Below are 303 nucleotides of genomic sequence, written 5' to 3'. Positions count from 1 at the left end.
CGCCGCACCGCCGAAGGACGCACCCTCCGAGAGATCCGCCGCTGCCTCAAGCGATACCTCGCCCGCGAGATCTACCGACACCTCAACACCGCAGCCCGAGCCCAACTTGCGACGACTTGACAAACATAGGAGATTCAACGGCAGGCTCGAACACCTCCGCGGCACCGCCCTGGGATTCCGGAACCTGACCAACTACATCACCCGGGCCCTACTGGACACCGGAGGATTCAGGCCCCTCCTATGTGATGTCTCAGGGGATCGTGCACAGATGTGTCTCAAGACATCGTGGACATATCTATGTCT

The 303-nt window shown here is 60.4% G+C and carries 1 pseudogene; it reads left to right on the top strand.

From position 1 onward, the window contains the following. Positions 1-120: pseudogene (locus HGQ17_RS15460) on the top strand (IS110 family transposase); the annotation flags it as partial. Positions 121-303 lie beyond the last annotated feature (183 nt).

It is taken from the genome of Nesterenkonia sedimenti (genome assembly GCF_012641515.1).
In the GTDB taxonomy this organism is placed as follows: domain Bacteria; phylum Actinomycetota; class Actinomycetes; order Actinomycetales; family Micrococcaceae; genus Nesterenkonia; species Nesterenkonia sedimenti.
This window is presented reverse-complemented; position numbering and strand designations above follow the sequence as displayed.